At 29.2% G+C, this 23,967-nt stretch carries 25 protein-coding genes and 1 pseudogene; 3 read left to right on the top strand and 23 right to left on the bottom strand.

Translation table 11 applies throughout. The features are described from left to right. Positions 1-358: 358 nt before the first annotated feature. The 10 genes and pseudogenes from DY168_RS05800 to DY168_RS05755 all read right to left on the bottom strand — a co-directional run bounded on the left by DY168_RS05800 (position 359) and on the right by DY168_RS05755 (position 9,405). The gene (locus DY168_RS05800) at positions 359-1,663 is read right to left on the bottom strand and encodes an IS30 family transposase (protein ID WP_115640904.1); all 1,305 of its coding nucleotides are present in this window, start codon (positions 1,661-1,663) and stop codon (positions 359-361) included. A 387-nt stretch (positions 1,664-2,050) separates the two neighbouring features. Beyond that, a pseudogene (locus DY168_RS05795) lies at positions 2,051-3,180 on the bottom strand (IS3 family transposase). 109 nt (positions 3,181-3,289) lie between these two features. Further along, complete coding sequence (locus DY168_RS05790) at positions 3,290-3,568, bottom strand: condensation domain-containing protein (protein ID WP_115640903.1); 279 nt, start codon at positions 3,566-3,568, stop codon at positions 3,290-3,292. Between the two features lie 15 nt (positions 3,569-3,583). Beyond that, the gene (locus DY168_RS05785) at positions 3,584-4,222 is read right to left on the bottom strand and encodes a condensation domain-containing protein (protein WP_278286369.1); all 639 of its coding nucleotides are present in this window, start codon (positions 4,220-4,222) and stop codon (positions 3,584-3,586) included. A 220-nt stretch (positions 4,223-4,442) separates the two neighbouring features. Beyond that, a complete protein-coding gene (locus DY168_RS05780) occupies positions 4,443-4,988 on the bottom strand; it encodes a hypothetical protein (RefSeq protein ID WP_115640901.1) in 546 nt (181 codons plus the stop codon). A 16-nt stretch (positions 4,989-5,004) separates the two neighbouring features. Then, positions 5,005-6,609: an ATP-binding cassette domain-containing protein gene (locus DY168_RS05775; protein ID WP_278286368.1), complete on the bottom strand. Its 1,605-nt coding sequence runs from the start codon at positions 6,607-6,609 to the stop codon at positions 5,005-5,007. Positions 6,610-6,711: 102 nt separating this feature from the next. After that, positions 6,712-6,918 (bottom strand): hypothetical protein, encoded by a 207-nt coding sequence (locus DY168_RS05770; RefSeq protein WP_115640899.1) that lies wholly within the window; start codon positions 6,916-6,918, stop codon positions 6,712-6,714. 56 nt (positions 6,919-6,974) lie between these two features. Next, the gene (locus DY168_RS05765; protein WP_172556280.1) at positions 6,975-8,309 is read right to left on the bottom strand and encodes a radical SAM/SPASM domain-containing protein; all 1,335 of its coding nucleotides are present in this window, start codon (positions 8,307-8,309) and stop codon (positions 6,975-6,977) included. A gap of 321 nt (positions 8,310-8,630) precedes the next feature. Then, the gene (locus DY168_RS05760; RefSeq protein ID WP_147291414.1) at positions 8,631-8,912 is read right to left on the bottom strand and encodes a hypothetical protein; all 282 of its coding nucleotides are present in this window, start codon (positions 8,910-8,912) and stop codon (positions 8,631-8,633) included. A gap of 235 nt (positions 8,913-9,147) precedes the next feature. Next, a complete protein-coding gene (locus DY168_RS05755; RefSeq protein ID WP_115640896.1) occupies positions 9,148-9,405 on the bottom strand; it encodes a hypothetical protein in 258 nt (85 codons plus the stop codon). Here DY168_RS05755 and DY168_RS15240 point away from each other — a divergent pair. Beyond that, the gene (locus tag DY168_RS15240; RefSeq protein ID WP_115640895.1) at positions 9,404-9,703 is read left to right on the top strand and encodes an integrase core domain-containing protein; all 300 of its coding nucleotides are present in this window, start codon (positions 9,404-9,406) and stop codon (positions 9,701-9,703) included. The two genes, DY168_RS05755 and DY168_RS15240, sit on opposite strands and share 2 nt — an antisense overlap. Here DY168_RS15240 and DY168_RS05745 read toward each other — a convergent pair whose 3' ends face one another. The 4 genes from DY168_RS05745 to DY168_RS05730 form a co-directional block, all read right to left on the bottom strand. Continuing rightward, complete coding sequence (locus DY168_RS05745; RefSeq protein ID WP_115640894.1) at positions 9,704-10,021, bottom strand: NUDIX domain-containing protein; 318 nt, start codon at positions 10,019-10,021, stop codon at positions 9,704-9,706. 235 nt (positions 10,022-10,256) lie between these two features. Next, positions 10,257-10,880 carry an HAD-IA family hydrolase gene (locus DY168_RS05740; protein ID WP_115640893.1) on the bottom strand — a complete coding sequence of 208 codons (624 nt, stop codon included), beginning with the start codon at positions 10,878-10,880 and terminating at the stop codon, positions 10,257-10,259. 318 nt (positions 10,881-11,198) lie between these two features. After that, positions 11,199-11,429: a hypothetical protein gene (locus DY168_RS05735; protein ID WP_115640892.1), complete on the bottom strand. Its 231-nt coding sequence runs from the start codon at positions 11,427-11,429 to the stop codon at positions 11,199-11,201. A 652-nt stretch (positions 11,430-12,081) separates the two neighbouring features. Then, complete coding sequence (locus DY168_RS05730) at positions 12,082-12,291, bottom strand: hypothetical protein (protein ID WP_115640891.1); 210 nt, start codon at positions 12,289-12,291, stop codon at positions 12,082-12,084. A gap of 338 nt (positions 12,292-12,629) precedes the next feature. On the opposite strand from DY168_RS05730, the gene DY168_RS05725 reads away from it, so the two are divergent. Continuing rightward, positions 12,630-12,932, top strand: a complete 303-nt coding sequence (locus DY168_RS05725) for a transposase (protein ID WP_115640890.1) — start codon at positions 12,630-12,632, stop codon at positions 12,930-12,932. Between the two features lie 104 nt (positions 12,933-13,036). Here the strand turns inward: DY168_RS05725 and DY168_RS05720 are convergent, their stop codons facing one another. The 7 genes from DY168_RS05720 to hypB form a co-directional block, all read right to left on the bottom strand. Then, positions 13,037-13,282, bottom strand: coding sequence for an IS3 family transposase (locus DY168_RS05720; RefSeq protein WP_115640889.1), 246 nt, complete (start codon positions 13,280-13,282; stop codon positions 13,037-13,039). A gap of 538 nt (positions 13,283-13,820) precedes the next feature. Next, a complete protein-coding gene (locus tag DY168_RS05715) occupies positions 13,821-14,753 on the bottom strand; it encodes an ATP-binding cassette domain-containing protein (protein ID WP_115640888.1) in 933 nt (310 codons plus the stop codon). A 1-nt stretch (position 14,754) separates the two neighbouring features. Continuing rightward, positions 14,755-15,771 (bottom strand): ABC transporter ATP-binding protein, encoded by a 1,017-nt coding sequence (locus DY168_RS05710; RefSeq protein WP_115640887.1) that lies wholly within the window; start codon positions 15,769-15,771, stop codon positions 14,755-14,757. Positions 15,772-15,852: 81 nt separating this feature from the next. Beyond that, positions 15,853-17,400 carry an ABC transporter substrate-binding protein gene (locus DY168_RS05705; protein WP_115640886.1) on the bottom strand — a complete coding sequence of 516 codons (1,548 nt, stop codon included), beginning with the start codon at positions 17,398-17,400 and terminating at the stop codon, positions 15,853-15,855. 74 nt (positions 17,401-17,474) lie between these two features. Further along, entirely contained in the window at positions 17,475-18,380 is a 906-nt protein-coding gene (locus tag DY168_RS05700) for an ABC transporter permease (RefSeq protein ID WP_242984060.1), read from the bottom strand. Further along, complete coding sequence (locus DY168_RS05695; protein ID WP_341458781.1) at positions 18,350-19,357, bottom strand: ABC transporter permease; 1,008 nt, start codon at positions 19,355-19,357, stop codon at positions 18,350-18,352. Before DY168_RS05695 ends, DY168_RS05700 begins: the two co-directional genes overlap by 31 nt. 232 nt (positions 19,358-19,589) lie before the next feature. Then, the gene (hypB, locus tag DY168_RS05690; protein WP_115640885.1) at positions 19,590-20,252 is read right to left on the bottom strand and encodes a hydrogenase nickel incorporation protein HypB; all 663 of its coding nucleotides are present in this window, start codon (positions 20,250-20,252) and stop codon (positions 19,590-19,592) included. Positions 20,253-20,383: 131 nt separating this feature from the next. Between hypB and DY168_RS05685 the strand changes: the two genes are divergently transcribed. Beyond that, a complete protein-coding gene (locus DY168_RS05685; RefSeq protein ID WP_115640884.1) occupies positions 20,384-20,803 on the top strand; it encodes a DUF3842 family protein in 420 nt (139 codons plus the stop codon). 23 nt (positions 20,804-20,826) lie between these two features. On the opposite strand, the gene DY168_RS05680 is transcribed toward DY168_RS05685, so the two are convergent. Together DY168_RS05680 and DY168_RS05675 are read right to left on the bottom strand one after the other, a co-directional pair. Next, positions 20,827-21,168, bottom strand: a complete 342-nt coding sequence (locus tag DY168_RS05680) for a hydrogenase maturation nickel metallochaperone HypA/HybF (RefSeq protein WP_115640883.1) — start codon at positions 21,166-21,168, stop codon at positions 20,827-20,829. Between the two features lie 62 nt (positions 21,169-21,230). Next, positions 21,231-23,933, bottom strand: coding sequence for an FAD-dependent oxidoreductase (locus DY168_RS05675; RefSeq protein WP_115640882.1), 2,703 nt, complete (start codon positions 23,931-23,933; stop codon positions 21,231-21,233). Positions 23,934-23,967 lie beyond the last annotated feature (34 nt).

The raw sequence follows: 23,967 nt of genomic DNA, 5'->3' as shown, positions 1-23,967 counted from the left end.
TAATTAAGTTATGTTCTATAAGATGAATATTTATTAATTAATGTTCAAATAAGAAAATATAAATCACTATTTATAATTAAAAAATAAATAGTGATTTTTTTATGGGTTGAATGAAAAACTAACTTCCGTTTCGGGTAAACTATTGTAACTGCAAGGGTAAAGTCAGTTTTGAGACTTAAATCTAGTGGCCAAAACACCTAAAATAAGCTATAATTCTTATAAGATAATCGTTTTTCAAGGGTTTTTAGACATGCTTATTAAGCCTACGGAATTGGCTTGCAAAACTAAGTTCCGTTTGCTTCAAGTTTGCATGATTAAATTCCGCTGATACTTGCCCTAGATTTTTGATATCTTATTTTTAAAAAAGTGCAGGTTTTAAATGTACTTCATCTGCTGGGATATGTTCTAAAGATAGCTTCTCTAGTAACGAATCATCTAATAACATTTGGGCTAGTTTGAATGGTGTGTTTCCGTTTAAACTGGCTCTTGCTGTACTATTAATATGATTTATCATTAAGGTAATATCTTCTTGAGTACGATTACTAAAAGATTTTCCTTTAGGTATTATATACCTTATGTATTCATGATTCTTTTCTACGTGCGGCTTCTGATAAGAAGCCATAGGGTTACAATAGAATATTTTAGTTCTTTGATTTCCCTCAGCATCTAATTCTAAACCTTCAGGTTTTTTAAATTCGGAGCCGTTATCCGTTAGAATAATAGGAAAGCTACGATTAAATATTTCATGGCCTAACACCTCATACAGAGTGTCTATGACTTCTTTTACAGATAATTGACTACAACTATCAATGAGAAATGCTAACATTAATGAACAATTTCTAAAAAAGAATGTTAAGAGAACTTTGCCACTTCGTGTGCCGTGGACAGTATCCATCTCTACTACAGGAATATTAGGATTATCCTCAATAAACTTAACAAAGTCATCAAAGGTTCTGCCAATTCTATCAGTAGATTCTCTAATTACAGGAGGTGTAGATTTCTTTCTAGGTTTATATTTCACTTTTCTAGGCAAATCAATGTTTCTTGCTGTAAAAGCATTTTTATCAAAATAATAGTATAACGTTCTTTCACAACAATTTATTTCATCTTTATGATGAGTGAAAATATGAGATATTGATTGTCCTTTTAAAATAAGTGGTGATATTACTTCATCCATATTTTTTAGTTCTTTTGAAGTTATATTAAGTCCTTCTCTAGAGAATGCTAAAAGTTCTTTATACTGTGTATCTACAACTTTAGCTTTATAATAGCTCTTTTCACCGGTACACGTAGTAACTGTGCTACAACTGTTGCAAACATACGGGTATCGGTTAAGTTTAGAGCACTTCTTGATTGAATATTCATTACAAGTCCTGTAACAGTTTATAAATCTACATTTCTTACACTGCTTGCCACAGTTACTAGTACACAAGTTTGTCTTAGTACAACTTCTTCGGTGTTGGCATGATTGTAGATCGTTTTCTTTTAGCTTATTTGCTTTAAGAAATCTATTTCGCTTAATCTCCTTAGAGATAGTAGTTGGGTCCTTCTTAACTCTTTCAGCAATTTCTTTTAAAGTGTAATTTTGATCTAACCCATATTCAATTATAAAGCGATCTTCTATTCTAAGGTGTTTTCCTTTGCATAACTTATTATTTGACATAATTACTCCTCCTAATATGCTCAGGACAAATATCAATTAATTTAATTATATCAAACACCTTGCAAAACTAACTTCTGTTTACAAATAAAAACGGAAGTTAACTTTTCAATTAACATGATTTTTTTATGTATTGGAATATAATTAGTGTTTTTACACACAATATAATGAAATATGTAAAAATGTTTAATTCTTCATTTGATATGTCAACACCTTTTTGGACAACTTTTTTCCGAACAATATATTTGAATTCCTATGAATTTATTTGTAATTGTAAGATTGCTTCTTTGATTCGCTCAAGGGTAAATGCACTCGCTACGCTCGCCCTCGACAGAACCAAATGCAATCTTCTTATGTAGTTACAAATTCATAGGGAACTTTATTCTCAAACTACTGTACTTCTAACCTCATTTTCTCCTTATATTCCATTGGTGTTAAATAATTCAGAGAACCATGCAATCTATGGTTATTATACCAATTTATATAACCTCCAAACTCTAATCTCAATATATTAATGTTATCAAAATCCCTTTCTTTTGCAAATTCTGTTTTTATTGTATTAAACAAGCTTTCTGCTGCTGCATTATCATAAGGGCAACCTTTGTTGCTTAAAGACCTTTCTATTTCAAAGATGTTTATAACCTCATCTATAGTTTTGTTCTTAAATTCATTACCCCTATCGGTGTGAAATATCTTTATATCTGTTAAAGGATATTTATAATTTAGAAAAGCTTGGTATAATAAATTGGCATCCTTTTTAGGTCCAGCACTGAAGCCTATGATTTCTCTATTATACAAATCAAGTAATGTGCATATATATGACCATTTTTTATTGACCCTTACATAAGTAAGGTCACTTACCACAACTTCTAATTTTTCTCTATCTTTAAATTCTCTATTGACTGTATTTGGGATATTATCTTCATTACATCCTTTTCTATGAACTTTGTATTGGGCTACAGTATAACTAGATACTAGAGAATATTTCTCCATAATTTGTGATATCTTTCTTCTTGATGCAATTACCCCTTATCTTTGTAATTGTTTTCTTATTTTTCTAGAACCATAATTATTTCTACTTTCTATAAATAGCTTAATTACCATATTCTCTAATTTTACTTCTTCTTCAGAAATCTTATCTGTATTTCCTCTGTTTTTAAGGTGATAGTATACAAGACTTCTTGGGATCTTAAGAAGTTTACACATTGCATTAATACTGTATTTATCTCTATTTGAGATAATTAGATCTACTTTCTGCCTAGTATTAATGCTGCCTGCTTTTAAATATCATTTTCCATTTCAAGCTGTTTTACTTGTTTTCTTAATTTAATTAATTCTATTTCTTCCTCAGTTCTATTATCATTAACATCAAATGAACCTGAAGTATTATACCTTTCAATCCATGTTTTAACTGTAAATTTAGCTATTCCATATTCCTTATTAATATCTGCTAATGTCTTTCCATTATTATATAAAGCTACTATTTGCTTTTTAAATGCTTCTTCATAATGCTTTGCCATTTAAATTCCTCCCCATGATATATATTTATATTATACCATTGTTCGGAATTTACTTGTCCCATTTAGTATAGCCTATCTATATTGTCCCTACCATAGTACTTCTATTTATCTATTTCTTTACCCCTAATTTATCTATCAATGTACTAATATTTGCATCTTGATAATTATAGAAATCTAATAAATTATTCTTATTTTCATGTAAAAAATCACTAAAGTATTTATTTGGGTTTGGATAACGTCTTATTGGTAATGTATTTACAAGCATTCCAATTATATCTTCTAAATCTTTATGATTTCTTCCAACTACCGGTATTCCAATAATTAAATCATCTTGATTTGTATACATGACAAGTAGATCACTATATGCTGAAAACAATATCATATGCATAGTTGTATGTGTTTTTTAGGTTGTATTTACTAAAGATTTATATAACTCTTCTCCAACACTAAATTCCATTACATCACCTTTAAAGCTTTGAATCTCCCCTCTTGGATAGTCCGTTTCAAAAGCTAATATAATAAAATAAGTTGGTATCATATATTCAGGTAACTTGGCTTTTAAAAACTTTTTAAGGTCTTCTATATCTTTTTGTTCTGAATATATATTCAATAATAAAGAGTAATCAGCAAATACTAAATTATGCATAGTTATACCTTCAACTGCAACAACTTTTTTCATTTTTATTACAATTTCATCAGATAACTTATATACTATACTATCTCCATTATAAGGTTTACTTAAATCCTTAATTCTATCTGTAAGTAAAACTACTTTAGGTATGAATTCTTTAAAATCGCCTAACCAATATTTTTCTTTATCTTTCATATTTTCATTACTTAACAAATTCTTTTGCCAAACAACGAAATATTTATATTGAACTTTTACATCTTGTACATTCTCACCCTTATAAGCTGCACAGAATTCATTTAACAATAAATCTACAGAGGTTCCATCTGAAATAATATGTATAATACATATATGATTTTCTTCATCTATCTTAATAATACCTAATTTCATTAATGGTGCTTTATTTAAACTTATAGGTTTTATAAAGCCAATAATAAAACCTTTTTAACCGTTTTATTGACCCACGAGGTAGTTGATGGGAACAAAGTGACAATCTTTCTATATACCTAAAGCACGAAATGATAAAACGAGGCCACTGGCATTCTTGTTTTAGAAAATAAAATAGTTCAACGTGCTTTAGTTATTATACTGCAAAGCATTTACGAAGAAGATTTTCTTCCTATATCATTTTGGTTTAGGCCAATAAAAATTGATAACAAATTATAATAAGTGAAATAAAAAATGTATATATAAATATTCTAAATGTAATTTCTTTAAAAAGTTTATTATCCTCAATATGTATACATATTATTGCAAAAAGTAATATGTATACTATTATCGAAACTATATATAGAGAGTAAGAAGGTAACCTAAACAATTCTGAAATTTTTCCTTCATCATTTAATAAAATCACGTTCTTATTAAATAATGACATAAATAAAATCAGTACGCAATTAAAGAAACGGCTAATACTTGAAGTTAAAGAAATGATATACCAATAAGTTCTATTTTGTTTATCAATATAAGAAATAAAAAAGGCTATAACTGATAAAAAAAAATTTAATAAGGGTCCAAATAAAACTCCATAGAAACCTTTTTTCCCACCATACGTATAAGTTATTCCATATTTAAATGTAGCAGATATTCCATCTATATAATATCCTAACCAATGAGCACTTTCATGGAATAATGGAATAAGTATTGCAAAAACAAATATTAAAATCTTGTTTTTTCTATTCATAGATAACTCCTTAAAATTAAAGTTTAATTATATAATCACATATATTGTAAAAATCTTCATCATGAGATACTATAATAATTATTTTGTTAAATTTTAATTGATTTAAAATGCTTTTTAAATTAGTTGAACTGGATATATCTAAAGCAGAAGTAGGCTCATCTAATATAATTAAGTCTGCTTGACTTAATATTGAATTAATAATGGAAATTTTCTGTCTTTCACCTCCAGATAAATTTTTTATATTATCATTTATAATAGTTTCAATTCCATTTGGAAAAGAATCAATTGCTTTTTGTAAATGGAAAACTTGTAGAAGATAATTAATGCTATCACAATTAATTGTTTTAATATTAGAAGTTAAATTATTATATATTGTGTCCATACTCAAATATGGATCTTGTTCAACAATAAACGTTAAGTTTTTACGAATAGTATACATATCTAAAGATTTTATGTTAACACCGTTATAGCATATATCCCCAGAATAGTTTTCATTTAATACACCCAATATTAAATCAATTAAAGTACTTTTACCAGCACCGTTACATCCTGTTAACGCATATGTAAATCCTTTTTTAAAGGTATATGAAAATTTATTTATTAAATTTTCATCAGCATTATAAAAGAAACTTAAATCTGTGATAGTAATATTATCTATTGAATTAATTATTTCAATATCATTTATTTCAATGTCAATATTAATAAATTCCTTCAATCTTAAATAGGAAGCTTTAGAAACTTGATAATCTTCCCCTAATGATAAATAATAGTTTATTGAAGAGACTATCATACTAGAATAAGAGCTAATAAGAGTAAATTCACCGAGTGTTACTTCACCTTTAATTATTTTTATACCGACAAATATAATTATAAGTATATGAAGAAAAGAGTTGCAAAGATTATTTAATGAAAAAAATACATATGAAATTTTATTAAATGAGATTATTGATTTAAATAATGAAGAGAAACTACTTTTATATAAATCTTCAGTCTCAGTAAATAAAACTTTAGTTTTTATATTTTTAAGATTTCTAAATATCCTATTAAGAGTAGCAAAAAATCCACTTTGTTTTTCTAGTAAATCTAAATTTCTGTTGTATAAAGGCTTTTTTAAGGAAATATACAATAATATATACATGGGCAAGATACAAGAAATTAACAATATTAAAGACAGACCATAATGAACAGTTAGCCATATAAAACAGAACAACATTATAAATAAGTTGCTAAATATCTTGATAACATTTGATAAAAAAAAAGGTATTATGGTATTACAGTCAGTATTTATTCTATTACTTAAATAAGCAGAGTCATATTGTTCGAGGTATAAGACACTAACCTTTTTTAAGTGGTTTATTATATCATTAGATAATTGAAAAGAAATTTTAGTGTTTAGTTCCAATAATAATATGTTTTGAAAATACGCAAAGATTGTACTTACTAAACTTACTACTAAAATTGTTACTGTTATTTTAAATAAAAAATTATAATTAGGGGTATATATTAATCCATCTATGAATATACTTTCTAAGTATGGAGATATTAATCCTAACATAATTAAAAATGATGTTATTAATAAATATAAGAAAAATTTTAATTTGTGTAACTTTATGTAATTCATAATAAATTTAAACATTATAAATCCCTCTCAACAAATATATTAAAAATCTAAAATAATATATATATATTATTTTAGATTTTTCTTTAATTATATAATAATTGTTTAGTAAAGTTTTTTTATTTTTGCTGGATCTGCTCTTGGATAACAGGTTTTTCCATAGCAATGACTAGGACAAGGTTCATTAACTGAACCCCCAGAATTACTTCCACATCCTTTAGCATTACATAAAACACACTTTGACTGAATGTTTACCCAACAGGAACAGTCGCCAGAAGCAGAGAGAGGTTGTCCTTCTACTAGATATTGCATAAAATCACTCCTCATATAATATATTTTAAAGAAAAATTTCTTTAATTGTATAATAATTATTTAGCCGAGTAAAACTCTAAGCTTTTTATCTCTATATTTTTAAATTTAACTATATTTGATAGTTTTTCTTTCAGAGAATATTTAATAATATCACAATGATTTTCTTTATTATCAACCCTTTTGCGAGGACATCCGCCAAGACATAAAGGAGAAATGTTACAGTTCCTACAATTATCATCAGCGAATACATTATAATTGAAATAATCTATAATTCTATCATATTTTTTCACACCAGTATTTATATTTCCCACAGAATATTCATCAAATCCTATATCACACCAACATTTAAATATATTACCTAATGGATCAATAACATATCCAGTATTAGAATCGGCTAAACATGAGTTTAATTTAGGATGAGGATATAAATCCATTAAATCTATAGTTATATTTTTAGATAGTTCATTAAAAAAGTTATTATTAATATTAGAAAATTCTTCTGGAGATAGACAGTTATTAGATTCATAGAAATCATTAGTTGGTTCTATATAGCCTAGATATGGAACAGCTATATCTAATAAATCATTACGTTTTAGTATATCAATTATTTCCACTACATGGTCCTTATTATAGATATCAGTGTTTATTATGATAGAAATATTATGAAATACTTCTTTTATGTCAATTAAGTTTGAAATTATTTTATCAAAAGTACCAGAACCATTTTTTAAAGTTCTCTTATTATCATGATATTCTTTATCTCCATCCAATGTAACTTGAGCAAAATTTATCTTAAGACTATTAAATTTACTAGCTATATCTTTAGTCAAGTAATATCCATTTGTGATAATAGATGCATTATAAGTAACATTATTCTCAGAACATAATTGTAAAAATTCTAAAGAAAGATGCTCAATAATGTCCATAGCTAATAAGGGTTCTCCACCATACCATGTTACATCTAAAGAACTAATTTTTGGCATACGATTCTTAACATAGTTAATTAATTGATTTTGTATTTCTAGACTCATTTTAGAAAAAGAGTTATGGTCTCCTTGATAACAATATTTGCATCCAAAGTTGCAACCCATAGTTGGAGCAATAGTTAAACTTAATGAATCAGTTGAAAATTGAGAAACCTTTTGTAAATATTTAAGTGTTTCAATTTCATTACTATTATCATCAATTAAAAAACCGCCTTTTTGCAATTCTGAGATAAAATCTTTTTCTACATGATTATTATGCATTTGGAAACCTTTTGATTTTAAATTCTTAAATGTATTCATTTCTATCGGGTTTATAATACATAACGCAGTAGTCTGAGAGTTAAATAATACAAATTTACTATCATCTTCATCTTTAAAAAATACGTTGAATTTTGATTCTTTCATAAAAGCATTCATTCTTTTCTCTGTGCTCAAGAGACAAAATTTAATGTTAAAACTTAGTTGCTATATGCACTACAGCTCGTTGTCAATAATTAATAATTATAGGAACTTCACTAAAAATCTTATAGAGCTAGGAGATATCATGTAATGGCATTCTAAAAATGTAAACTTAAAGAATTGCTGAATATAATACCAATTACAGCATACTTTTACTTTACATAAATAAACTGTTTGGGTCAAGTAAAAATTGGCAACTATTTTATTTAACTTACCATCCATTATTTCACATGGCTTATTTATAATTCACCCTACCCATTTTTATTTCTAATTGTAACCAAGATCTCCAAATCCCTTTAATCCACACAATTTTTGTATTACCTTTCTTCCCAAAGTAACCGCGGAAGCGGATAAAGGTATTTCACGAATTACAGTATCTATAACGTCATTAGGTATAATGTTTTTATAGATTTTATCCAAGGTACTAAATAATCTATTGCTAAACTTTTCTGCTAGGATTTTAGATAAGTTGTCTGCTCCATTAATAGACAAGCTCATTTTTCTGCCTTTCATTCTATGAGCTAAGACATCGCAAATGTTATGTTTCATAGTCCCTAATTGCCTATATTCTATCCCTTCGGGTCAATGTCATAAAGCTAGTCATCAATATTTTTACAAAAAGTGGTTTTATCCGATGGCTACCATCCGTAACACCCCTATCCTCTTCAAGGTGTGGGATGACGGCTGCTACGCCCCTGGATAATTTCTTCTAAGACTCAGATGGAGAGATGTATTCCTTATAATCAAACTCCACCTAAGTCTAAGAATCACTTGATAGAAAAGCCTATGGAAAACCATGGATTTTTCCCAAAGTTACTATTATTAATAAAGCTAAATTCATAATTTTAAATATGACAAATAAACCCTCACTAACCCTAATGAGGATTCTTCCAAATAGACATATAAGTGTATTTTTATAGAGCTCTTTTTTATTCATTCTATTTACCATTTGAGTAGATTTATTTTCTTTTCTTTCAAATGATCTATCAGGTCTAATAGGAATAACATTTCTTTGGATTTCTTCTTCAATATGTTTTAACATGCGTGAACGCTTCCAAGGATTATTTATAGATATCATAGTAATTAATGTGTTCTTAAGCTTACCAATTAACACATTTGTATTAACTTTATATTCATATTTTAATCCTTACTATAATGCACATATAGAATCTTTTCATTCTTTACTTTCTAAGGAATGTATAACTTGGAATGAGATTAAAAACTTCACCGATGGCTACAGACTTATTGATGAATATATAAAGTTCTATAATGAAGAAAGAATCCATGAGAGCTTAAACTATATAAGTCCAAATCAATTTATAAGGGAATCTATGAATTAGTTAGCATTCGTTAGAAAATGTCCATAATAGGGGGAGCAATCCGAAATCAAATATAACCTTTGTAGGAACTTGTGTGATCCCGTCATAAAAAATCTCTTTTCCTACATTTGAATATATTCCTACCAAACATCTAACAGATGCTTTAACACCACTCTCCTCAAAAATTTCTCGTAAAACACCTTCTTCAATATTTTCACCTATTTCAATTTGACCTCCAGTACAATCCCATCCTCTATTTTTTGTTTTAACAATAAGAATATTACCATTCTTATCAAAAACGTATCCACCAGCAGCAACTATATGTGTTGGCCATGTCATATTTTTCACCCCTATTATATAAATTTATTAGATTTGAGCATAACACATAGCTATCTTATTTCAATGCTCGTAAAAACCCAAAAACATTATCTATTGAAGTTTTCGCATACTCCAATAAATACTTTGACTAATACTATATTTATTCAATAAGCTATGTTTAAAAATCAATTGAACTTAGTGTTACAATTTTGCTTGACCAGGTCAATCCTCTCTTATTGCCTTATTCGCAACTAAATTATAACTCAATCATTTGGTAAAGTTGTTCAATTGATTTTACACTATAATCAGCAATATCAATATTTTGAGTCGAATCAGGATCAAATAGACATGATTTAACTCCTGCGTTACGTGCTGCAATAATATCAATATCTCTGTCCCCTATCATTAATATTTCATCTGTTTTAATTTTATATTTTTTAACAAGGTGTAAAATCGCTTCTGGATTAGGTTTCTTTCTAAATCCATCATCTGAAGTGATAAAATCATTGAAATATCCATATAAATTGTGATACTTTAGATATCCTAATGCTGATTTTCCTCTATGGGTAAATAAATAGTTTCTTTTTCCTGAATAATATATATCTCTACAAATTTCTTTAACATTTAAAAATGGTTTTATAAGCTCCTCATTAGTTTCTTTTTCATAATTACAAAATCTCATTATCATTTCATCACTTATTTTGTGTTTTGTCTTATAAAAATCAATCGTATGTGTTATTGACACTTTCATATGTGATAAAATTTCTTCATCATTTTCTTCAATTCCATCATCTTTTAAAGCTCTTTGAAATGCATAAACCATATTAGGATATGTATCAAAAAGTGTTCCATCAAAGTTCCAAATAATTTCTTTATACATTTGTAACCTCCTATCTATATGTTACTTTTAATTGCTTACATAATTTCACAAATCTTCGTTTAACTTATTTTCTAGCATCTATGCTTTTATATAGCTCTAATATGGAAACATAAATATATCCACTTGAATTATCAATTTGCAGGATGAATGTAATTATGTTTATTAATAGTTAACTTAAACAGCTCGTAGGTTTTTTAACTTGCTTACTGAAATTTTTCATATTGATATCTTTAACTCAGTTATTGAAACACCATTACATGAAGTTTGTGATAAATATTGCATAATTTTTTTAAAATTAGCATTCATAAAATATGTTCTTTATAATAAAATATCAATTAACTTTCTATCAATACCATCTATGTATCCTATATCACATTTTAAATGCCAAAAGCAAATTTTATCCATCTCATCATTTATCTGAAAGGGCTTGACATTATAGATTTTTCCTAACCATACTGCTCCATACTCCACTCTATTTTCAGATTTTACAAAAATCTTTACTATAACACATAGTTTGATATTATTTAACTCCTGTGAAGTTTCTTCCAATACTTCCCTCAAAATACATTGTTTTTAATTCTCACCTTGTTCTATACATCCAGTAGGCAACTCCCATTGTTTTCTCCATATATTAAAAGCTAAAAGAGTTTTACTTTCATACTTTATTATTGCCAATGCATGTGTTAATGCTCCATACTTTCCATTATTTAATTTATCTTCATCATTTTCTGTAAAAAATCTAGCAATTGAATATTACACCTATTCTCAACAATATTCATATTATCCTCCATAAAATAACTTATAATTATAGTCAATTGTAGAATTTAAAAATAGTTGATACGTGCAAATTTAAATCGTTACTTTGGTTATTTATATAAATTTAGAAACCAGTCACATATCACTTCTGTTTATCCTAAATAAAGATTTAGGCTTTATTCTAGTACTAAAGACGTTGTAAATAATGCGATGAACCTTAGAACAAAATTACCTTTGGTTTCAATTATTATCGTTCTTATCAATATTTCCGAAATTAATGCCGTAATTTAATCCTTTTTATTAATAAATTTCTTAATCTTATATTTTTTCTATGAATCAATTAGTAAACATAACTTATCCAACTTTTCTTCGCTAATATCTAAAATTTTCACAGCATAAATTTTCATAAAGCGCCTCATTATATATTTTTTATAATTTAATTCTGTTATATCATTAATTGCTTCATTATTGCCTCTAACATTACATAATCATTACTAGTTTTAATCATGCTCTGATTACTTGTTTTATAATCTAAAAAACTTACTATTTCTATTTCTTCATAGTCATCTAATTTTTGCTTTTCTTTATTCTTTACTACTTCTTCCTTAATCTCTTTTTTACACCCATCCTCATTATTTTGAAAAAGGTATGCCAATGTATAAAGATTTGAAGTCTGTCATCCTTTTTCTCTAAATCGTCTGTGTTTCTTTGCAAAACTTGCCTCTAAAAGAATTACTATTGTTCTTTGAATTATCCCCTTAAATATTCCACAATCACTAGCTATAGTTTTGTTTATGTGTTATCTACTAGCATAAAAAAAACACCCATAGATTTGATTTATCCAAATCTATGGGTGTTTCAATTACAAATAAAATCTTAGATACTATAAGAAAATTTAGAAAGTGGTGCTAGAATATAAATAGTACAAGTTGAAAGTGAAAAATTCCAAAATAGAATATATAATAAAGATAAAGGAAGATGGAGGGATTTAACATGAGTAGACAGTTTACAAAAGAGTTTAAAGAGGATGCCGTAAGGTATTATTTAGATCATAAGGATTTAGGATTAACAGCTTGTGCAAAGAATTTAGGAACAAGCAAAGCAACATTATGCACGTGGACAAAAGAAGCCAGAGCTAACAATGGAGAAGTACCTACTAGAGGATCTGGTAATTACCAAAGTGATGACTCAAAAGAAAATGCAAGACTACGCAAAGAACTAAGGGACACACAGGACGCACTAGAAATACTAAAAAAAGCAATCAGCATTCTGGGAAACTTAGATAGGCTATACTAAATTTTATAACCATTAATCATTACGGCATTATCTATTTCATCCTCACCATATATTCGATTAATATAACTAAAATACTGAATTTTCAATACTTTTTAAAACAAATTTTATTCGGACATCTTTGATTTATATTCTACAGGTGTCATGTAGTTTAATGATCTATGTATTCTATGATTATTATACCAATTCACATAATTAAATAACTCCATTTCTAATTCTTCAAAGCTACTAAACACCCTATTATATGCAAGTTCAGTTTTTATTATTTTATATGTTGCTTCTGCAACAGCGTTATCATAAGGGCACCCATTTTTGCTAAGAGATATTTTTATGTTGAATGTTTCTAAGCTCATTTTCCCTATCAGTATAAAATATATTTATATTACTCAAGTTACAGTTAACTTTTAAAAAGACATCATAAGCAATCTGTATATCCTTGTGTTTACCGGCTGAGTAACTTATTATTCGGGTACCTCATATTAATCCTAAACAGAACATTTAAATCAGCACTCATTGTAAACGTCATCTAACGCAACTCCATTATTACTTCTAAACCATTCTATTTATTATAATTCAGTAATCGCCTATAATTCTCCTTCAAAATTTGTAGAAAAAGGTGGAAAACTCTAGAATATGCTTTCAAGTTGTATTAACTATTTTTTTAATTAATAAGAAGAGTACTCAATACTATATTAGATATCTATAAAATAATTGAAGGTAATTATAAATATTTATTAATTAAATTGATGTTTCAGTGCACCTCATAGTTGTACCAGTACTTTAGTTATCTTCTATAAATAGTGGCTTTTTGTGTTTGAAGATGAATTAGTAACAGGAACTTTATTAAAGTAAATATTTAAAATTAAATCTAAAAAAACACATTATAAAACACTAACCATTGCTAAAGTTTTGCGTAATATAGGAGTCGCGGCCATAAACAAAGTGACCTTTTGACACTTCAAACAACTGATCTTCTTCTTTTACGAAGTTATCAATAGCTGCATTATACTTAACACAAGGTGGCTTCCCTTCGCAGCTTGGATTTGGAACAAGTATTGATGAAAATAGTGCTTTGGTATAAGGATGAATAGGATTTTCATATAGTTCCTTAGTTTCAGCAAGTTCAACAATTTTGCCATGATACATAACTGCTACTCTATTACAGACATACCTTACCATTGCTAAATCATGTGAAATAAATAAACATGTAAGATCCTTATCTTTTTGAAGTTTCTTAAATAAATTAATAATCTGAGCTTGCATTGAAATATCTAAAGATGCAATAGGTTCATCGGCAATAATGAAGTCAGGATCAAGGCTAAGGGCCCTTGCAATTCCTATACGTTGCCTCTGTCCCCCTGAACATTCATAGGGGTACTTGTCCTTATAGCTTTTATCTAGACCAACTAAATCCATTAACTTATGAACCTTCTCTAATCGCTCTTCTTTCTTTTTATACAGTTTTTGAATTATAAGAGGTTCCTCAATAATTTCTTTTACCGTCATCCTTGAATTTAAAGAGGAAGTTGAATCTTGAAATATAATTTGCATATTTTTATTTATTAATTTTCGCTCTATCTTATAAACTTTAGGATCTGAAATAAGCTTTTCCCTATAATAGACTTCTCCACTTGTCTGTTTATACATATTGATAATACTTCTACCCGTAGTTGATTTACCTGATCCTGATTCACCAATCAAACCAAATATTTCTCCTTTATAAATATCAAAAGATATATTATCAACGGCTTTAATTATAGTATTTCTATCTACTTTAAAGTATTGTTTTAAATTTTTCACTTCTAATATCTTTTCATTTTTCATTTTATATCACTCTACATTCTTCAAATTTAATAGGAGGCTCTATTTTAGGGGCATTTTTATGTAAAAGCCAGGTTGCAGCGCTATGAGTATCACTTATTTTAAACATAGGTGGTTCAAGTAAATAATCTATCTTCAAAGCATACTTGTTTCTATTTGCAAAAGCATCACCTTTTGGAGGGTTTAATAAATTAGGTGGCGTCCCTTTTATGTAATTTAAAAATTCATCCTCTGAGTCTATTTTTGGTAAGCAAGACATAAGTGCCCAAGTATATGGATGTCTTGGATCATAAAAGATATCTTTAGCTGTACCTATCTCAACAATCTTTCCAGCATACATAACTGCAATTCTTTGAGCCAAACTAGCAACTACACCTAAATCATGGGTTATGAAAATCACAGATATATTAGTTTTTTGTTGTAATTCTAAGATAAGCTGTAATATTTGTGCTTGAATAGTCACATCTAAAGCAGTGGTTGGTTCATCTGCAATCAATACCTTTGGGTCACAAGCAAGGGCTATTGCAATAACAACTCTTTGTCCAATTCCTCCAGATAAATGATGTGGATATTGGTTAAATCTCTTTTCCACATAATCTATTCCTACAAGTTCCATAAGTTCTATGCTCTTCTTTTTTGCTCCCATCTTACTCATATTTTCATGAACTAATATGGCTTCCATAATCTGATTACCAATAGACATGGTAGGATTTAAAGAAGTCATAGGATCTTGAAATATCATAGATATGTCCTTTCCTCTAACCTTACCCATATCCTTTTCTGCTAGGCTTGTTATATTTTTTCCATTAAAAATAATCTCTCCGCTTTTTATAAATCCATTACTTGGGAGCACATGTAATATACTTTTAGATAATACAGATTTACCGCATCCCGATTCACCAAGTATTGCTAAAACTTCTCCTTCTTTTAGTGTAAAAGAAACATCTCTTACCGCTTGAAATTCCCCCTCTTTAGTTTTAAAACTTACATATAAATTATTTACCTTTAGCAAATCCTCCATAATCACACCTACCTATTAAAAACTACAAAATCATGTAAAATGACTTTGTAGTTCCATTTTATATTTTATATTTTATATTTTTTATTCAAGTGTCCAATCTGTTACATTCCAAAATATTCCCACACCATGATGACCTAATATTGTTTCTTTTGTCACTCCTTTTATCTTAGGGTTTGAAACATATAATGCATCCATATAAGTTATAAATGTATATGGCATATCTTTAGAAAGTTCCATTTGGAATTCTTTATAATACTTTAATCTCTCATCCTTCACATCTGTCTCTCTTGCCTTAATTAATAACTCATCAACTTTATCATTTGAATAGCTGTTATAATTATTCCCCTTATCTGTTCCAAATACTTTATAAGTATGATCATCTGGATCAAAAGGACTTCCCCAACCAATAAGGAATGCATCTTGGTTTTCCCAATCAATTTTAGGTAGTACAGCAACTTTCATATCAACACCAATTTCCTTAAATTGTTGACTACAGATATTTGCTATATCTATTCTTACCTGGTCTCCCTCACTACAGTTTGTGGTAAATGATAATTTAGTACCACCCTTTTCATATATGCCATCTGTTGAAATCTTCCAGCCTGCATTTTCAAGCATTTCTTTAGCCTTTTCTGGGTTATAATTGAACTTCTCCATATTAGTGCTATTGTATTCTCCGCCCTGAAGTGGTGAGTAAGCTATCTGTCCATATCCTAATACAACACTATCTAAAATAGCCTTTCTATCAATAGCATAACTTAAGGCATTTGGTAGCCCCTTATTATTTTTAAACATAGGACTATTAAAATTATACATGATCCCTCTATAATCTGATGTCTTTATATCATATACAAGAAAATCTTTATTGTTTTTAAATTGTTCAACATCATGAGGTGTAACCTGTGCTAAATCTAGCTCTCCAGACTTTAATTGAAGTGCTCTTGCTTTAGTATCTTCCACAATTTTAAAGATTATTTTATCAATTTCAGCTTCCTTATCGTAGAAATCTTTGTTTTTTGCAAGGGTAATACTTTGTCCTTTATCCCAAGCTTCCATTTTAAAAGGACCTGTCCCAATTGGGAATTGATTAAACTCATCTGTTGCAATGTCTTTTCCTTCTAAAAGGTGCTTTGGTAATATACCTATTGTTAAATAATCAAGCATTGCTACATTAGGTGATTTTAATCTTATTTTTATTGTATTTTTATCTTGAACTTCAATTTCTTTAATATCTTCATAATTTGATGCTATTTCCGAGTCATTTTTAGGATTCATAATTGTTTCTAGCGTAAACTTTACATCCTCTGCAGAAAAAGCTTTTCCATCATGCCATTTAACATTGTCTTTCAACTTAAACGTATATGTATTTGTACCTTTTTCAAGGTCCCAGCTCTTTGCTAATGATGGAACAATATTATTATCTTTATCATGAGATGTAAGCCCAGTGAAAATAAGAGAATTAATTTCTCCATGCTCATATAATGCTGGATTAATACTTGAATAGTCACCACTTCCATAAACTAAAACCTTTTCCTTTGATGATATTTTATTTTCAGCATTACAGCCCCCCATTAAACCCATACACATAGTCAGGGCACAACCTAAAATCATCAACTTATTAAATTTCATAATCTTCCTCCTCATATAGTAAAATTAATTTATATTAAATTACAATATTGTAATTAATATTTCACTTTATATTTTTATAAGTTACTAAATTCTTTATTATTTTTCTTCCTAATATAATTTCCTATGTTTGTAATACACACCAATGTCATTACTAAAAATATACCTGGGATCAATATAATCCACCAATAATTCGATAATAATGCTTTTTCTGCTAAAGACAGCATGCTACCCCATGATATAATTTCAATAGGTAGTCCTATTCCCAAAAAACTTAAAGTTGATTCTATTGCAATAACACTTCCGATATTGGTTACTACCATAAACATTATTGATGAAATAAAACTTGGTAACAAGTGTCTCCTTAAAATATAAAAGAACTTACCTCCAGAGTATTTTGCGGATAAAATATACTCATTATTTCTAATTTGTCTTACCTCACTTCGTACAATCTTAGAAATATTCATCCAATTAGTAATTCCAATTACAATAGCTATAGATACTGGATTTGCTTTTCCTATCATTGCTTGAATAAAGATTATAATTAAAATGGACGGTATACTAAGGGCTATTTCAGTAAATCTCATCATTATATCATCTACAAATTCCGATGAAAAACCACTAATACTACCATATATAACTGAAATGGTAGTTGATATAACTGTAGCAAGTACACCAATAAGTAAAGACACTCTGCCACCATACCAAATCATAGTAAATATATCTCTACCTAATGAATCTGTACCAAAATAAAAGGTACTGTTTGGGGCCACATTAATATTACTAAGGTCCATATAAGTAGGATCTAAACTAGTCATTATCCTTGGGAAAGTGCAGCCTAATATAATCAGGCATAGAACTCCTATGGATATATAGGGTTTTCCCTTTAAATCCTTTTTAAACCCTTCTCTCTTGTCAATATCCATCTCTTCTAAAAGATAATTTTCTCCAACTATTTCAAAGTCACTGCATTTTTGCTCCACTGGCTGTCACCTCCATGATGCTTCATTCTAGGGTCTATTTTATCGTTAATAATCTGTGCAATAACATTTGCAAAAATAACTAATATCCCTGTTATAAGGCATAGCACCATAAGCATGTTATAATCATGATACTTAGCACTTTCAAAAGAAAGTGTTCCAAGTCCCGGGTAAGAGAAAACCTTCTCTACTACATAAGTTCCTCCTAAGATATGAGGAACAGACATTGCCATAACGCTAATATAAGAGGGCATAATATTTCTTAAACAATCTTTATAAATGATCTTTTTCTTACTTAAACCTTTAACTTTGCATAATAACACATAATCCCGTCTCATTTCTTCCACCAGCTTATTTCGAACAATGTATGTATAATACCAAAGGTGACTTAATATAAGAACAGTTAGAGGCAATACAAGGTGCTCTACCCGACTTATATAACTTTTCGATTTACCCATGGCATATGCACCACTTGAAGGTAACACTCTTAAATTAATACTAAAAATTAATATAAGCACCAACGCTATCCAAAATGGTGGTATGGATGTGGTTACAATACCTACTTTACACATAACTTTATCAATAAGTTTATCCTCATGTAATGCACAAAATATCCCCAAAAACAAAGCAAATAAAAAAGTCAGGATATAAGAAAGTCCACCTAAAATAATTGTATTTTTATACACGTTTCCAATTACCCTTGTAACATCTTGCTTATATTTATAAGATATACCGTATTGTCCATGAGCCGCATTTGATAACCATCTTATATATTGTTTATATATAGGATCATTTAGTCCTAGTCTTTTCATTGCTTCTAGTTTTTGTGTAGTATTCATCCTTTTAACCCCTTCTCCATAATAAGATACTAAAGGGTCACCAGGTGATAATCTTGACATATAAAATACAGTTATAGACAGCAAAAATATAATTAAGATAAACTGTACTCCTTTTTTCATTGCATAAATTATATTATTCAAAAAGCATCTCCTCCCTAAATATGATAAAAACATAAAAACCACGAAAAATTAAGCTCCTTCTTCAAAATAAAAAAAGATGCTAAAACCTTCGTGGTTTAATATTAATAATTATTAAATTATGTAAATTTTAAAAAAGATAAATTTGACTACTACTCTAAGTAAGATTCGACTTACTTAAAATAGTTTAAATCATTTTGCCATTTCTGTCAAATAAACTCACATTGTAGTTCATCTAATGTTTGTTTATCTTAAAATTAATTGTCCTTTTCATATACTTAACTAAGTCTTCTATACCCTCACCTGTCCTTGTAGATATTCTGAATACTTCAGTATTTGAATTATAATTATTAGTAACCATTTCTACCTTATTATCATCAAATTCAAAGTGTTCAACCATATCATACTTACCTATTATTACTGCATCAGTTATTGTGAACATCAAAGGATACTTTTCTGGCTTATCGTCTCCTTCTGGAACACTTAAAATAGCTACTTTTAAATCTTCACCTACATTAAATTCTGCAGGGCAAACTAGATTCCCAACATTTTCAATGAAAATCAAATCTATTTCATCTAAATTAAAATACTGGATAATGTTTTTAATTGATATAGCCTCAATATGACAAGCACCCTCAATGTTAAGTTGAACCACAGGAATTCCTAATGCATCAATCTTTTCAGCATCAATTTGCCCTGCAATATCCCCTTCAATAACACCTATGTTATACTCATCTTTTAGTCCGTTAATTAGTTCAACTATTAGGCTAGTTTTGCCGGATCCTGGTGAGCCCATTACATTTATCATATATACATCTTTTTCATTTAATAATTTTTTAATTTCATCACTACAATCTTTATTTCCCTCTAACCCTTGTGTTAATCTTGTTATTTTCATTATTACACACTCCAATAAATTCTTCTATTGTACTTTATTGCATTTTGCATTTATAATTACATTATACAAAACATTAGTGCAATTAACCATTGTATTACTTTTAATATTATTACTTGGAGGATTTGTTTATTATGAAAATAGCAGTTATTGATGCTCAAGGTGCAGGACTAGGACAAACAGTTATCAAAAGGATCCGTAAAGAAATTCCAAAAGAAATATACATAATTGGTTTGGGTACTAACACTATTGCTACATCTAACATGGTTAGAGCTGGAGCTAACGTTGGTATTACTGGTGAAAAGGCCATATGTTCTTTTTGTGATAGACAAAATATAAACTGTATCATAGGACCTATTGGAGTTATATGCAATGGTGGCATTAATAGTGAAATACCTGCATCAATAACCCAATATATTTTTCAAATGGATTGTATTAAATATATCATTCCACTACGAAACCATAATGTTTTTATTCCTGGAACAAGAAATCTTGAAATAAAAGAAATTATTAATGAAATTATTATAGATATCAAAGAAACTTTAATAATTTAAGGACTGCTTTATATTTACATTATTTAGTAAGCAATTATTTCTTTTATCATAAATTCTTTTCCGCTCAATAAATCCCAGTATCCCCCTTCACAATTTGGACATTTGCTATTATTTTCAAGCAAATTAAAGACCTTATTGCAACTTTTACAAATACAATTTCCTGGTAATATCTCAATTTTTAATGTGGTATCTTGTAGTAACGTTCCATCTACTGCCGCTGGGTAGCACGCTTCTATATATCTTGGAATCATGGACGAAAGTTCCCCAATTTGTAGCACTAATGTATCAATCTTTGTTAATTTATTTACCTTCGCTATATTTTCAACCTTTTTTACAACTTCAATTAAAACTCCCACTTCATGCAATAAAATCACCTCTACACTTTTAATTTTAAAGACTGTAGGGGACTCATTATCCCCTTTGTCTTTTAGTTTTGTATCTTCTTAGAAAAAACACCACTCACAAAATTGTTGACCTTTTTAATTGTAATTCTACCTTTACGCTTAATCATATTTTTAAGTATTATAGGTTTTAGCTTTTCAAGTGGAACACTTTCAGCGTCATACTTTTTCACAAGTGAAATTGCATCAAACTTACATCTAGTTGTACAGGCCCCACACCCTACACATAAGTATTCATCTACAGTTGTAGCACCACATCCAAGACAACGCTTTGTTTCAAGCTCAATTTGTTCTTTTGTAAATGTGTTACGCAAATCTTTAAAGGACTCTTTAGATTCAGATCCATCTACATGATCTATCTTTTGTCTTGGAATCCTATCATAGCCTTCGAGGTTCAAGGTTTCTTTATCGAAGGCATGATATACCCTTCTATCACGTCCATTAACTAAGCTTTGTCCCTTTTGAACATAACGATGTATTGAAATTGAGCCTTCTTTACCTAATGCAATAGCATCAATAGCAAATTTAGGTCCTGTCATAGCATCTCCGCCAGCAAATACATCCTTCTCTCCTGTCTGAAGCGTAAATGAATCTACTTTTATTGTCTTGTTTGGATTAAGTTCTATCTTGCTTTCTTCTAATAGGTTTGACCAATCTATTCCTTGTCCTACTGAAATCAAGATATTATTAGTCTTTACAATTTTAATTTCATCTTCGTCAAACACAGGACTAAATCTTCCATCACTATCCAAAACCGAAATACATCTTTTAAACTCTATGCCCGTAACTTTTCCATCTTCTTTAAGGATTCTTTTTGGTCCCCAAGAATTGTTTATTACAATACCTTCTGATACAGCATCTCCAATTTCTTCTTCAAGAGCAGGCATTTCTTTTAAGCTTTCCAGACAATACATATCTACCTTAGAAGCCCCAACTCTTGTAGCCGTTCTTGCAACATCAATAGCAACATTTCCTCCACCAATTACAACAACATTATCTTGAAGGTTTACATCATTACCTAAGTTTACCTCTCGAAGAAAATCAACTCCTGTAATAACGCCTTTTGCGTCTTCACCTTCTATACCAAGATTTCTACCTGTTTGAGCACCAATTGCAAGATAGAATGCTTCATAACCTTTACCTCTTAAATCTTTAAGACTTACATCCTTACCTACTTCCACGCCCATTTTAAATTCTACACCTAATTCTTTTAAAATATCTATTTCTGCATTTACTACATCTTTTTCCAGTCTGTAGGATGGTATTCCAAGTGTGAGCATACCACCAAGAGCTTTTTGTTTTTCAAATACAGTTACCTTATAACCATCAATTGCTAAATAGTAAGCACAAGAAAGCCCTGAAGGTCCTGAACCAACAACTGCAATCTTCTTCCCATAGTTATGTCTTAATTTTGGGACATATCGATTTTCCATATTTAAATCTTGCTCTGCAATAAACTTTTTGATTTCATCTACAGCAACTGGATCGTCAATATCACCTCTTGTACATTCTGTTTCACATTTTCTTGGGCATATACGTCCACATACTGCTGGAAATGGATTTTCATGTTTTATAAGCTCAAGGGCTTCTTTATATCTTCCCTGAGATGCTAGTTTAATGTATCCTTGAACAGAAATATGTGCTGGACAATTTGTTTTGCAAGGGCTTGTTCCTGTATCAACCACATTTTCTCTATTAATACGGTAGTCTTCATTCCACTTATCTGGTCCCCATTCCGTATTAGACGGAAACTCATCTCTTTCTTTCTTAATTGTCGGAGTTTTAGAACATAACTTCTGACCTAATTTCAATGCATTTACAGGACAGACCTCAACACATTCTCCACAGGCAACGCACTTATCTTGGTCAATCTTAGAAACATAATTTGAACGTATCATATCATTATTAATGAACATACCTGCAATTCTTAATGCAAAACATGAACATCCACAACAATTACAAATAGCGTGAGTCTTTCCTGGACCATCTGTGTTTGGTATGCTATGCATTAATCCATTTTCTTCGGCTTTTCTAATAATCTCAAAAGCCTCTTCACGTGTAATCTCTCGTCCTCTACCTGTACGAATATAGTATTCAGCAGCATGTCCCATCTGAATACACATATCTTCCTTTAAATGACCACACCCTTCTCCCATAGCCTCTCTTGATGTACGACAGGAACAATCAGAAACTGAGAAAATAGTATTTTCATTAAGATATTTTGAAACCTCTTCATAAGATGCTCTTCTTGTTTCTCCTTCTATCGATGTCTCAATTGGTATAACTCTCATAGGTCCTACACCTACAGGAAATAATCCTGCTGCCATAGGGCCCTTTTTTCTTCCGTATTCATCGAAAGCTAAAGCAATTTGAGGATACTTTCTTACATTCTCTTTATTATTAACCATCATTTCCATATGTCCTGGAACCCAAATATCATGCCAGTACTTATCAACCCCATCTATTTTACTCACAAAAGCTACCCCATCAACAGCTAATTTCCATAAAAGCTTTTCAGTTTCCTCTACAGATTTACCACACTCTAACGCAATTTCTTTAGCGCTTTTTGCTTTACGAAGTTCAAGACAAAGCGCTGCTTCTGCCATTTCTTCTGTAACAACCGGTTCTAAAATTTTGTATTCTGGATGTTCAGGCGTGATTTCTAATTTTGTACCACGTTTTACCCTACTAATCTTATTTGCAAGATCTAGTACCTTTTCCTTAACCATCTATATTACCCCCAAATTTTTAGTTTTATAATTA

The sequence above is a fragment of the Clostridium putrefaciens genome (assembly GCF_900461105.1).
Classification (GTDB): domain Bacteria; phylum Bacillota; class Clostridia; order Clostridiales; family Clostridiaceae; genus Clostridium_L; species Clostridium_L putrefaciens.
The sequence above is the reverse complement of the archived record's forward strand: the minus strand, read 5'-3'. Positions and strand labels throughout refer to the sequence as shown.